A 12,841-nucleotide genomic window follows, 5' to 3' on the forward strand; every position below is an offset into this window, starting at 1 on the left:
GTGCGGGACAGTACGTACGCTTTCCGCAGCGCGCTGGGCGCGCGGCGGGTTGTTGCTGTGGGCTGCCACCCTAACGCGGCAGCGGTGAAGGTCCCACGGTTCGCAGCGGTCAGCAGACGACAGCGAGCGGACGCCGGGGCGCCGACGCTGCGCGCCCCTCGCCGCCTGCGCATGCGGCCACGCCCAGGCGAGCGCCGGCCGCGCTCGCCTGGCAATGTGCGCGGCTGCGTGGTCCGTCAGTCCTGTCCATCGATCAGGGCGCGCAACTCGGCAGGGGTGTGTGCGATCGCGCCCGCACCTGCGCCCCGCAGCTCGGCTTCGTCGCCGAAGCCCCACAACACGCCGATGCTATGGATGCCGTGATGGTTGGCGCCATCGATATCCATCCGGCGGTCGCCGATCATCACGCAGCCGGTCTTGGCAATGTCCAGGCGTCGCAAGGCTTCGGCAATCAGGTCCGGCTTGAAACGGCGCTCGCCGTCTTCGCTGGCCCCGATCACGTTCTCGAAGCACGCACCGAACGGCAGATGCTCGACGATGCGGCGCGCGTAACGCTCGTTCTTCGAGGTCACCACCGCCAGGCGATGACCGGCGCGCTGCAGGTCCATGACGACTGCACCGATACCGTCGAACACGCTCAGTTCGGTCCAGCCCACCGCGTCGTAACGCTGGCGATACGCTGCCAGTGTGCGCTGCACCAGCGCCGGGTCATCGGGAAAACAGTCGGTGAAGCTGTCGCGCAGCGGCGGGCCGATCCACGCGCGCAGGGTTTGCGGCGAGGGTCGCGGCTGGCCCACCGCGTCGAAGGCATGCACGATGCTGGCGACGATGCCCGGCTCCGAATCGACCAGGGTGCCGTCCAGATCGAAGAACAGCGTGGCTGCACTCACTTGCCGCGCGCCTCGAGTGCCGCCACCGCCGGCAGGGTCTTGCCTTCCAGGAATTCCAGGAACGCGCCGCCGCCGGTGGAGATGTAGGTGACGTCCTTGGCGATGTCGTACTTGTCCACCGCGGCCAGGGTGTCGCCGCCACCGGCGATCGAGAACGCCTTGGAGCTGGCGATCGCACGCGCCAGGGTTTCGGTGCCGTGGCTGAAGGGCTCGAACTCGAACACGCCGACCGGCCCGTTCCACACCACGGTGCCGGCACTGGCGATCAGCTCGGCGTAGCGCGTGGCGGTCTGCGGGCCGATGTCCAGGATCAGATCGTCGGCCTCCACCGCATCGAGCGCCTTCACCGTCGCCTCGGCATCGGGCAGGAACTGCTTGGCGACGACCACGTCGGTGGGCAACGGAATCTCCGCGCCGCGCAGCTTGGCATCGGCGACGATCTGGTTGGCGGTGGGAATCAGGTCCGGCTCGCTCAGGGACTTGCCCACCGCATGCCCGGCCGCGGCGATGAAGGTGTTGGCGATGCCGCCGCCGACGATCAGCTGGTCGACCTTGTTGACCAGGTTGGACAGCAACTCCAGCTTGGTGGACACCTTGCTGCCGGCCACGATCGCCAGCAGCGGCTTGGCCGGATTGTCCAGTGCCTTGGCCAGCGCATCGAGTTCGGCCATCAACAGCGGCCCACCGGCAGCCACCGGCGCGAAGCGGATCACGCCATGGGTGGAGGCCTGTGCGCGATGCGCGGTGCCGAAGGCGTCCATGACGAACACATCGCACAGCGCGGCGTACTTGCGCGCCAGGGTTTCGTCGTCCTTGCCCTCGCCGACGTTCATGCGGCAGTTTTCCAGCAGCACCACCTGGCCCGGCGCCACCTCCACGCCATCGACCCAGTCGCGCACCAGCGGCACGTCCACGCCCAGCAGCGCGGTCAGGCGCGCGGCCACCGGCGCCAGCGAATCCTCCTCGGTCCAGCTGCCTTCCTTGGGGCGGCCCAGGTGCGAGGTGACCATCACCGCGGCGCCCTTTTCCAGCGCCAGCTGGATGGTGGGCACCGACGCGGTGATGCGCTGCTCGGAGGTGATCTGGCCGTTGTCGATCGGCACGTTGAGATCCTGGCGGATCAGCACGCGCTTGCCGGAGAGATCGAGGTCGGTCATGCGGACGATGGACATGGGGTCAGCTCGCTAGGTCTGGGGAATGGGGATTCGGAAATCGGGATTCGGGAATCGAAAAAGCAGCCGGTACACGTGGCGCCGATGTCTGGGCGCTGCGCGGATGGATGGCGTGGGGCAGCCGTTGCACGCTGGCGTTGCGCCCGCGTGCAGGTCGCGGAGATTTCAGCTTGCCTGCCGCGCATATCGCCGCCCATACGGCTGGCGATGCGGGGGATGGTCGGTCGAGGACGACGGGCAATGCGGCTGCCTTGGCGACGGGGGATGCCCATTGTCGGACCTTCGCGCCGCAGCGGCAAACCGCCGTGCGGCGCGCGGGTCGTCAGGGGCTGCGATTGGCCGCCGGGCTGCGCAGCAGACTCACGGCGAAACCACCGACCAGCACGGCGCCGCCGATCAGCAGCCCCCATAGCAACCAACGCTTCCAGTCGCGCGGCGTGGCGGCCGGCTGCAGTGCGGCATCGCCGGCCAGCGGCTGCGCCTGCGCGGCGATGCTGGCAGGCGCCGGTTGCCACTGCGCGCCGCGTTCGCGACGCAGCGCCTGCAGCATCGAGGCCAGTGGCGCGTCTCCGCGTTGCACGCGCGCGCTGCCCGCGACCACGGCATACGGCGGCTGCCCCTGGGCGAGGAACATCATCCGCTCCGGCTGGTAGCCCACGCGTAGCGTCGGCCTCGCGGTGCTGCGGCCTTGTGCGGCGAGCAAGCGCCATTGGCGATCACGCACCGGGGCCGACAGCTGTTGCGGCGGGGACGCGGCGGCGTTGCCGGCACCGAGTCGATACGCCAACCACGGCCCGGCGCGGCGCAGCCACGGCGCGTCATCGGCATCACGGCTTTCCGCGATCCATTCGACCGCCTCGGCCTGACCGCCGCTGACATCGACCTGGGTGACCGGAAAGCGCCCGGGCAAGGCATACAGCACCGCCTTGTCCTGTGCGGTGCCCGGCAACTCCAGCCACTGCGATTGCAGCGGCGCAGCGACGCCGTCCAGTTCCGCATCGACCGCGCGCAAGGCCGGCAACTCGCCGGACACCGGCACGATGCGCAGATAGCGCGCGCCCGCGTCCAACGCGATGCGGCGCTGCTGCAGACGCTGCGCCTGGTTGTCCAGCGCCATCACGGTGGCATCTGCGGCGAGCAGGTGCCAGTCGCGCAGATCGTCGCTGCCTTCCACACGCAGCCGCGCCTGCACCGGCGTGTTGCCGTCCCAGTACAGCCACAGCGCACGCGGACGATCACCCAATGCGCTGGCATCGATCAACCAGCTGCCACCGGCACCTGCAGCGGCGCCGGTGGCAAAACGGCCTTCCAGCCGCCGCACCGCGCCACTGGCATCGCGTTCGGCGATCAGCTGCAGATCGCCGTTGGCAGGTGCTGCACCGGCCGGCAGCGCAAACACGGGCAGGCGTTGTCGACGCGGCGCGGCAGCCGGCGCGGCATCCACCGGCAAGAGCGCGGCCGGCATCTCCTCGCCACGCGCATCGATCACCGTGACATCGCGCAGCCCTGCGTCCTGTGCGCTGCGATAGATCGCTGCGTTCAAGCGCAGCTGATACAGGCCGGCGTCCGAGCCGGCCACCTGCAGCGGCCACTGTTGCCGATAGTCCTGGCGCACATCGGCCGCCTGCGCCATCAGCGGCACCAGCAACAGCCATCCCCATTGCCTCGATTTCATGCCTGTTCCTTGTCGACGCCATCGTCTCCGACGGCCTGCGCGTCGGCCACCGGCTGGCGCGGCGGCGCCGGTGCCAGGTAGCCCACCACGGTGCACAACAGGCCATAGGCCATGAACGAGCCGATGCCAAGCAGATTGCCCAGATGCTGGCGGTCGACCAGCACCAGCTTGGCCAGCACCAGGCCCATCAACAACGCACCGCCCAGCCACAGCCCACGCTGACCGCGCCGCGAGCCGATCACCCAGCCCAGCACGCCCAGCACGCTCCACACGATGGTCAGGCTGGTCTGCGACAGGGTCGCGCCGATCAACCCGGCGTCCCATGCCACGCCACCCCAGTGATGCACGCTGTGCAGGGTGCTGCCGGTGACCAGGGCCCAGCCCAGGACACCCAGCGCGGTCACCCGCCACCGTTGCACGACCAACGGCGCCTGCGCAGACCACGCCCACCGCGCCAGCAGGGCCAGCACCGCCAGTTGCGCCAGCTCGGCCGGATTGAGCAAGGGCAGCCACGGCAATGGCGCCGCGCTCACCGGGTCCAGCAGCACGATCAACCAGCCGATGCCCAGCACCGCGAACACACAGCCCAGCAAGGCATTGCGTGCCCGATCGAAACCGGCACCCTGCGGCCACGCCAGCCACGGCCAGCGCAACAGCCCCACTGCCGCCACGATCAGCCAAGGCGCGGCCAGCAAGGCGCAACGCCAGCCATGTGCGAGCATGAAGGTGTCGGCCAGCCAGGCCACGCCCAGCGACACCACCAACGGCCACAGCAGCCACCAGATGAACTGCGCGGCCACGGCGCCTGCGCCGTGCTGCCTGCGTAGGCACCACAGCGCGCGCGTGCCTGCCACGGCAAACGCCAGCCAGGCCAGCGCCCCCCAATGCGCGAACGGTTGCGTATGCGCATGGCATTGCCACAGCGCCAACGGCGCAGCCAGCGCCAGCCCGGCCATCGCCGTCCACACCAGCGCCGTTGCCGGGCGACGCCGATGCACCTCGGCGGCCAGCCACACGGTGAGCGCGACAAAACCCAGCAGCAGATCCGGCTCGCTGCGCAGATCGCCGGCAAAGCGCAGGATCTCGTGCACGCCGCACAGCGTCCACCAGCCCAGCCCCCACAGATACGCCACCAGCGCGCGGCGCGGCTGCCCTGCATCGCGCAGGAACCAGGCACTGGCCCAGCCAGCCAGTGCAAGCAGCAGAGTGCTCATGCAGGTGGCGTTGGCCACCGCCACCGCGTCGTAACGCCAGGCATCCACACCGAAGGCGACACCCACCGCTGCCAGCAACTGCAATGCCACCCCGCTGAACTGCGAGATCCGACGCCGTTGCCGCAGCCCCAGCCACAGCAGACCGACACCCTCCAGCGCAAAGACGCTGGCGGTGGCACGCGCCGACAGTGCCAGCGGCACGGCCAGGGTGGCAAAACCGACCGCCAGCATCGCGTGCGCCTGGCCCAGCAGACGCGTGGAGGCACGCCGCAGCAACCAGCGGGCCAGACCCGCGTACAGCGCAGCCACCGCCAACGCGCACAGCGCCAACGGCAGGCGTTCACCATCCAGCAGGCGTGCCTGCAACGCGAAGGCCACCAGCGGGGTGCCGAACAACAGGCTGCCGTCGATCAGCTTGCCCGCACTGCCATCGCCACGCCGCGCATGCAGGAACGGGATTGCCACATACATGGCGAAGAACAGCAGCAGGAACGGCTCGGTGGTGGCAAATTTCGCCGGGGTGTATTGCAGCGCGCCCCACAGCGTGCCGATGCCGAAGGTGAAGGCGAATCCGAGCAGGTTCAGCACCCGCCACGGACGCGTCCAGGCGATCGCCACGATGCCGGCGTTGAGCACCGCGTAATACGCAAACAGCGCGACATGATTGCCGCTGCCGGTGGACAGCCAGATCGGCGCAAGGAAGCCGGCCAGCACCCCCAGCACCGCCAGCGTGCGCGAATCCTGCACCACCGCCAGCACGCACATGCCCGCAATCAGCACCACGCTGATGCCCATCGCCAGGCCTGCGCCGAGCAGCCCGTACAACTTGAACGCGGCAAACACCGTCAGCAGCAAGCCGCCGATGGCCCCGCCCTGCAACGCCAACGCAAAGCCGGGCCGCTGCAGCCGCTGCTTCCAGCCCAGCACCAGGCCGGCGAGCGCCAGCACACTGATGCCGGCCAGCCGCAGCTCGATCGGCATGCGCATCCAGCCCTGGTCGCTGGCGTACTTCAACAGCGACGCCACGCCGGCCAGCAACACCAGCATGCCGACCTTGACCGGCACGTTGCCTTCGGTGAACCAGCGCTTCACCGCGCTGGCCGCGCGCGCCAGCGGGCCTGGTCCGGACGGGACGTCGTACGCTTGCTGCTCGAATTCCGCAGGTGCAGCGGCCAGGGGCGGTGCTTGGACTGCGCTGCGCGCCGTAGCAGATGCGGGCACCTGTGCGGGCAATGATGGCGGCATCGGTCTCGGCATCGGCGCGACCGGCGACGGCGCAGCATGCACATCTGCGGCGGCAGGCCGCTCAGGGGCGCCAGACCCAGACAGGCCGAGGTCGGACGCCTCCCGCGCCCCCCATGTACCGACTGGCGACTGCATTGGGCTGTGCACCGCCGCCGCGTCCGCGCCGCCTGCGCCGCTGGCCTGCCATTGCGCAAGCCGCTGTTCCAGCGCATCCACGCGCCGCCGCAGGCCGGCGATCCACACCAGGGCGATCACCAACCCTACCGGCACCGCAAGCAGCAACAGCACCACCGACACGATCATCGTTTCCAACGCATAACCCCTGAGTCGGCATCCGGCCGAATGCGCGAACCATACAGGCTCAGGGCGCGTCTGGGCAGCCAATCACTGGCTGAAGCGCAGCGACGTGATGCCGCCAGGGGCACCGGCACGCAATGGCTACATGCATGGACATGCCCCCAAGAAAAACGCCCGGTAGAACCGGGCGTTTGAACATCATTCGCGGTAGCCGCTGTCGTTCTTGTTATGGATGATCCAGATCAGGTTGCCGCCGGTGTCCATCGACTTGCCAGCGAACACCAGACGCCCCTGGCCCTTGTAGGCCATCTCATACCGGTAGCGGTCGCCGCCGAAGAAGAACGGGATGAACGCCTTGCCGGTCACGTAGGAACCCTGATCGTTGGGCTGACCAATCAGGTCGGTGACCTGCTTCATCGGCATGCCGATCTTCAGCTGGGTGAACTTGCTGTCAGGCGCCGGCTTGCCGGTGATCTCGCCTTCGTAATCGTTGATGCCCTTGACCGTTTCGCCATAGCCCGCCTCGACATCGGCCGACTTGATCACCTCGCCATCGGCATTCATCCAGGCCGGCGTACCGGTCTGCTTTTTCGCGGCCCAAGTGGTCGACGGAGCCGACACCGCAATCACCACACCGAGCGCCAATACGCCCGCCAGAAATTTACTCATGAGTTTTGTTCTCTCGATCCATGGAGTTCCCCGATCCTTCGTACACGACACGGGAACGACCGCCGTGCCCGCAAATTAGCGCACGTGGGCCTCGCAAAGTCCACTTCTCGTACTGCCGACGACGCGGTGACGGCATCAGCACACGTCACGTTCCGGCACATACAAAACGAAAGGCCCCGGCATGCCGGGGCCTTCACTCGTCGCCTAGGCGCAAGGATTACTTCGCGACAACCCGCACCATTTCCAGGCACTTGTTGGAATAGCCCCACTCGTTGTCGTACCAGGACACCAGCTTGACGAAGGTCGAATCCAGCGCGATGCCGGCGTCGGCGTCGAACACCGAGGTGCAGGTTTCGCCGCGGAAGTCGGTGGCCACGACCTTGTCTTCGGTGTAACCCAGCACGCCCTTCAAGGCGCCTTCGCTCTGCGCCTTCACTTCGGCACAGATCTCGGCGTAGGTGGCCGGCTTTTCCAGCTCGACGGTGAGGTCGACCACCGACACGTCCGAGGTCGGCACGCGGAAGCTCATGCCGGTCAGCTTCTTGTTGAGCTCGGGAATCACCACGCCCACGGCCTTGGCGGCACCGGTGGAGGACGGAATGATGTTCTCCAGGATGCCGCGCCCGCCGCGCCAATCCTTGTTCGACGGGCCGTCCACGGTCTTCTGCGTCGCGGTGGCCGCGTGCACGGTGGTCATCAGGCCGCGCTTGATGCCCCACTTGTCGTTGATCACCTTGGCCAGCGGCGCCAGGCAGTTGGTGGTGCACGAGGCGTTGGAGACGATCGCTTCGCCGTTGTAGGTCTTGTCGTTGACGCCGAACACGAACATCGGCGTGTCGTCCTTGGACGGTGCCGACAGGATCACCTTCTTGGCGCCGGCGTCGATGTGCTTCTGCGCGGTTTCCTTGGTCAGGAACAGGCCGGTGGACTCGATCACCACGTCGGCACCGACCGCATCCCACTTGAGGTTGGCCGGGTCGCGCTCCTGCGTCAGGCGGATCTTGTTGCCGTTGACGATCAGCGTGTTGCCGTCGACCGACACATCGGCCTTGAAGCGGCCATGCACCGAGTCGTACTGCAGCATGTAGGCGAGGTAATCGGGCTCGAGCAGGTCATTGATGGCCACGATCTCGATGTCATTGGCGAAGTTCTGCACCGCAGAGCGCAGCACGTTGCGGCCGATGCGACCGAATCCGTTGATGCCAACCTTGATTGCCATGTTCACTAGCTCCTGCGGCCGCGATGGCGCGGCGGATGGAAAGGGACCGCCATTCTAGCAGCGTCGCACTCGCGCAGCCGTGCTGCAGCCAGCGCTGCGGCATGTGGCGCCAGGGCGTTGTGCCGTGGTGCATGCGGGGTGGGGATTGGGGATTGGGGAATCGGGAATCGGGAATCGGGAATCGGGAATCGAAAGGTGGGCACGCTGTGCGGGTGCCGTCAATCGACAAGGTGATGAGTTCGGCGCTGCAAGCACGATGCGGCATGGGCTGACGCCTGCCTGACTTGAGGGCCCGCGACGATCTGAGGTGCGGCACGGACGCGGCAATCGAAAACACGCCTTATTTTCGATATATCCAAATTATTTCAATTACTTAAGTTCTACGTCGATACGCTGAAAGGCGTATCGATGCATATGCCGAACAGCAGCATTTCGGCGCTCCGTGGATTTCGATACTGGCCGTGCCTGCTGAGGCAGCCATCCATCACAACGGAGATTCCCCCATGCGTCGCACCTTTCTCTCCCTGGTCCTGGCACTGGCCGCCACCCCGGCGCTGGCTGGCGGCGTGATGCACTACACCGACAAGGCCACCTTGCCCACCGATGGCGAAGCGCGCGAAGTCGCTGCGCTGTTCGACACCTGGAACGCGGCACTGGCCACCGGCAACCCGCACAAAGTGGCCGATCTGTACGCGCCAGACGGTGTGTTGTTGCCGACCGTCTCCAACGAGGTGCGCGCCTCGCGTGCGCAGATCGAAAAATACTTCGCGATGTTCCTGACCAAGAAGCCGCAGGGCGTCGTCAACTACCGCACCGTGCGCGTGCTCGATGACGACAGCGCAGTGGATGCCGGCGTCTATACCTTCACGCTGACCGACAAGGACGGCAAGAAGAGCAAGGTGCAGGCGCGTTACACCTTCGTGTACGAAAAGCGCGACGACAAGTGGCTGATCATCAACCACCACAGCTCGGCGATGCCGGAAGTGGATGCGCCCAAGCTCGCCAAGGCCAGATAAGTGCGCGATCCCTGCCGCCATCCGCTCGCTGCCGGCTCCCCCGCGCATGCAGGCGTCGGAGTTCCTTCCCCGCCGCCGCTGGCGTCAGGCGCCTGGCATCGCAGCGCAGAAGCGATGCGCCGGTGCGATCACCGGCACGGCGCAGATCGCTGCTGCCGGTGCCGGTCCCTGCTCACCTCCGCGCATGACCTGTCGCGGCAGCGCGCGCAGCGATTGATCAGGATCAAGGCATCCATCGGGCAAAGCCCCAAGACTTCTTCCATCCTCTGCACACAACGGGAATTTCCATGCGCATGCGCTCTACCCTTCTGCTCGCCGGCCTGGCCGCCGCCTTCGCCAGCGTCCCCGCACTGGCTCAATCCAAAGGCGACTGGACCGTTGCCGTCGGTGCCCACCAGGTCGCGCCCAAATCCGATAACGGCCGCCTGGTCGGCGGTACGCTCGAAGCGGACGTCGGCAAGGACATCAAGCCCACCTTCACTGCGGAATACTTCATTGCCGACAACCTGGGCATCGAAGTACTGGCTGCGCTGCCGTTCGAGCACGACATCGCGCTGCGCGGTCTGGGACGTGTCGCCAGCACCAAGCATCTGCCGCCGGTGATTTCGCTGCAGTACCACTTCAACAGCCAGGGCAAGCTCTCGCCGTTCGTTGGCGCGGGCATCAACTACACCCGTTTCTTCAGCACCGACACGCGTGGCGCGCTGGCCGGCAGCGAGCTGGAACTGGACGACTCCTGGGGCCTGGCCCTGCACGCAGGCGTGGACTACAAGCTCAGCGAGCGCGGCGCGCTGCGGGTGAACCTGCGCTGGATCGACATCGATACCGAAGCGCGCCTCGACGGCAGCCGCATCGGCACGGTCAACATCGACCCGCTGGTCTACGGCCTGGCCTACGTGCACCGCTTCTGAGCCCGGCAGCGTGCGTGATGCATCTCTGGCACACTTGGCGTCCAGGGACGTGAATCCACCGCCGGAGTTGCGGACAGGTTGGCCACGTCGACCGCCTGTCCGACCTATCCGGGGATTCCATGAGCATGCTGATCCGTACCGCCCTCGCCATCGCACTGGCCGCCTCGGCCGCACCCGCCCTTGCACAATCGGCCGGCCACTGGACCACGGGCTACGGCGCCGGCTATGTCTCGCCCAAGTCCGACAGCGGCAGCTTCGGCGGCACGCGTGCCGAGATCAAGGGCGCCCCGACGCTGTCGTTCACCTACGAATACTTCCTGCGCAACAATCTCGGTATCGAGGTGCATGCCGCGGTGGCGGGTAAGCACGATCTGGAGCTTGAGGGCGTCGGCAAGGTGGGCAGCTATTGGTCGGTACCACCGAGCGTGCTGTTGCAGTACCACATCAACGGCTACGGCACGGTGTCTCCGTTCGTGGGTGTCGGCATCAACTACACCACGTTTGTCGGCGAGGACGTCGATGACGCCTTCGGCAACGGCGATCTGCGCTTCGACGACTCGGTGGGCGCCACTGCACATATCGGTGTGGACTACATCTTCAACGAGCGCAGCGGCCTGCGGGTGGATGCGCGCTGGACCGATTCGCGCAGCAATGTCGATTTCAATGGCAGCCGGCTGGGCAAGGCGCGGATCGATCCGCTGACCTATGGCGTGTCGTACCTGGTCTATTTCTAAGCCTGCCGCAGACGCCGCGCTGAGCCGTGGCTGTGGTCGGACCGGGACGGCCATCAAACCGTCCCGGACCGATGCGTACAATTGCCGGATGAAGACCTTCTCCCCTCGCCTCCTCCTTCTTGCCGCAACCGTTGTCGCGGCCCTCCAGCCCATCAGCGCCTTCGCCTGGGGGCCGCAGGGCCACCGCCTGGTGGCGCGCATTGCCGAGACCGAACTGAGCCCGCAGGCGCGGGCACAAGTGGCGCAATTGCTGAAAGGCGACGCCAATCCGACACTGGCCGGTGTCGCCACCTGGGCCGACGAATTGCGCGAGCACGATCCGGACCTGGGCAAGCGCTCCGGCCCGTGGCATTACGTCAATCTCGGCGAGCACGACTGTACGTACGAGCCGCCGCGCGACTGCCCGGACGGCAACTGCGTGATCGCCGCGCTGGATCGGCAGACCGCGCTGCTTGCCGATCGCAGCCAGCCCCTGGACGTGCGTCGGCAGGCCCTGAAGTTCGTGGTGCATTTTGTCGGCGACATCCACCAGCCGATGCATGCCGGCTACGCGCACGACAAGGGCGGCAATGCATTCCAGCTGCAGGTCGCTGGCAAGGGCAGCAACCTGCATGCGCTGTGGGACAGCGGCATGCTCAACGACCGCCAGCTTGATGACGACGCGTATCTGCAACGCCTGCTGGCGTTGCCGGCGACCGCGGCAACATCGCCGGTGCTGCCACCCCCGGCCGCGGCCTGGGCGCAGGCCTCCTGCAGGATCGCGATCACGCCCGGCGTCTATCCGGACAAGCACGTGTTGCCGGACGACTACATCGCGACCTATCGTCCGCTTGCCGAGACCCAATTGCGCGAGGCTGGCGACCGACTGGCCGCCGTGCTCAATGCGGCGCTGGCCGCGCCCTGAGATGGAGACGCCGATGCAGCCCGAGGTGCTTGCGTTCTTCCACGCCGACAGCAACACCTTCACCTATGTGGCCGCCGACGCGGCGACCGGGGCGGCAGCGGTGATCGACCCGGCGCTGGACTATGCGGCCGACAGCGGCGCGGTCGGCACGCGCGCCGCGCAGGCGATCGTCGATGCCATCGCCCACCGTGGCTGGCAGGTGCAGTGGCTGCTGGAAACCCATGCGCATGCCGATCACCTGTCTGCCGCGCAGTGGCTGAAACAGCACTGGCCGCAGGCACGCATCGGCATCGGCGACGGCATCCGGGACGTGCAGCAGACGCTCGCGCCACGCTATGCGCTGCCGGAGGACTTCCGTGCCGATGGCTCGCAGTTCGATCACCTGTTCGCCGATGACGAGCGCTTCGCCCTGGGCAGGCTGCAGGTGCGTGTCATCGCGGTGCCCGGGCATACCAGCGACAGCATCGCGTATCTGATCGGCGATGCGCTGTTCCCCGGCGATTCGTTGTTCATGCCCGACGCCGGCACCGCGCGCTGCGATTTCCCCGGTGGCGATGCACGGCAACTGTTTGCCTCGATCCAGCGCATGTACGCGCTGCCGGAGGACACGCGCGTGTTCGTCTGCCATGACTACGGCCCGGGCGGCCGCGACGTGGCCTACCAGACCAGCATCGGCGAACAGCGGCGCAGCAATATCCATGTGCGCGATGGCGTGGAGGTCGATGCGTTCGTGGCGCAGCGCCAGGCACGCGATGCCACGCTGCCCGAGCCCAGGCTGATCCGGCCGGCATTGCAGACCAATCTACAGGCCGGCCGCTGTGACGGGGTGGTTCGCTGACGCGTCAGCGTGGCCGCCACGCGGCGCATCGCGCGCAGCCGCTATGATCGGTGCCTG

The 12,841-nt window shown here is 67.2% G+C and carries 11 protein-coding genes; 5 read left to right on the forward strand and 6 right to left on the reverse strand.

Annotated elements, in window-relative coordinates; genetic code table 11:
* Nucleotides 1-236 precede the first annotated feature (236 nt).
* The 6 genes from H7A87_RS15290 to gap all read right to left on the reverse strand — a co-directional run bounded on the left by H7A87_RS15290 (nt 237) and on the right by gap (nt 8,381).
* Nucleotides 237-890, reverse strand: coding sequence for an HAD family hydrolase (locus H7A87_RS15290; RefSeq protein WP_104648885.1), 654 nt, complete (start codon nt 888-890; stop codon nt 237-239).
* Nucleotides 887-2,062, reverse strand: a complete 1,176-nt coding sequence (locus H7A87_RS15295) for a phosphoglycerate kinase (protein ID WP_119127530.1) — start codon at nt 2,060-2,062, stop codon at nt 887-889. The genes H7A87_RS15290 and H7A87_RS15295 overlap by 4 nt, the downstream gene beginning before the upstream one ends.
* Before the next feature lie 322 nt (nt 2,063-2,384).
* On the reverse strand, nt 2,385-3,737 hold the full coding sequence (locus H7A87_RS15300) for a DUF3999 domain-containing protein (protein WP_119127528.1): 1,353 nt from the start codon (nt 3,735-3,737) through the stop codon (nt 2,385-2,387).
* The gene (locus H7A87_RS15305) at nt 3,734-6,508 is read right to left on the reverse strand and encodes a DUF2339 domain-containing protein (RefSeq protein WP_119127526.1); all 2,775 of its coding nucleotides are present in this window, start codon (nt 6,506-6,508) and stop codon (nt 3,734-3,736) included. The genes H7A87_RS15300 and H7A87_RS15305 overlap by 4 nt, the downstream gene beginning before the upstream one ends.
* 183 nt (nt 6,509-6,691) lie before the next feature.
* Nucleotides 6,692-7,162: a hypothetical protein gene (locus tag H7A87_RS15310; RefSeq protein ID WP_115677300.1), complete on the reverse strand. Its 471-nt coding sequence runs from the start codon at nt 7,160-7,162 to the stop codon at nt 6,692-6,694.
* A 217-nt stretch (nt 7,163-7,379) separates the two neighbouring features.
* On the reverse strand, nt 7,380-8,381 hold the full coding sequence (gap, locus tag H7A87_RS15315; protein WP_104648883.1) for a type I glyceraldehyde-3-phosphate dehydrogenase: 1,002 nt from the start codon (nt 8,379-8,381) through the stop codon (nt 7,380-7,382).
* Between the two features lie 503 nt (nt 8,382-8,884).
* Between gap and H7A87_RS15320 the strand changes: the two genes are divergently transcribed.
* The 5 genes from H7A87_RS15320 to H7A87_RS15340 all read left to right on the forward strand — a co-directional run bounded on the left by H7A87_RS15320 (nt 8,885) and on the right by H7A87_RS15340 (nt 12,784).
* Nucleotides 8,885-9,397, forward strand: a complete 513-nt coding sequence (locus tag H7A87_RS15320) for an SgcJ/EcaC family oxidoreductase (protein WP_115677302.1) — start codon at nt 8,885-8,887, stop codon at nt 9,395-9,397.
* Nucleotides 9,398-9,684: 287 nt separating this feature from the next.
* Nucleotides 9,685-10,308 (forward strand): OmpW family outer membrane protein, encoded by a 624-nt coding sequence (locus tag H7A87_RS15325; protein ID WP_119127524.1) that lies wholly within the window; start codon nt 9,685-9,687, stop codon nt 10,306-10,308.
* 119 nt (nt 10,309-10,427) lie between these two features.
* Nucleotides 10,428-11,042: an OmpW family outer membrane protein gene (locus tag H7A87_RS15330; protein ID WP_104584833.1), complete on the forward strand. Its 615-nt coding sequence runs from the start codon at nt 10,428-10,430 to the stop codon at nt 11,040-11,042.
* Nucleotides 11,014-11,946: a S1/P1 nuclease gene (locus tag H7A87_RS15335; protein ID WP_232087859.1), complete on the forward strand. Its 933-nt coding sequence runs from the start codon at nt 11,014-11,016 to the stop codon at nt 11,944-11,946. Before H7A87_RS15330 ends, H7A87_RS15335 begins: the two co-directional genes overlap by 29 nt.
* Before the next feature lie 13 nt (nt 11,947-11,959).
* Nucleotides 11,960-12,784 carry an MBL fold metallo-hydrolase gene (locus H7A87_RS15340; protein ID WP_119127986.1) on the forward strand — a complete coding sequence of 275 codons (825 nt, stop codon included), beginning with the start codon at nt 11,960-11,962 and terminating at the stop codon, nt 12,782-12,784.
* The last annotated feature ends 57 nt before the right edge of the window (nt 12,785-12,841 follow it).

This window comes from Xanthomonas sp. CPBF 426, assembly GCF_903989465.1.
Classification (GTDB): domain Bacteria; phylum Pseudomonadota; class Gammaproteobacteria; order Xanthomonadales; family Xanthomonadaceae; genus Xanthomonas; species Xanthomonas euroxanthea.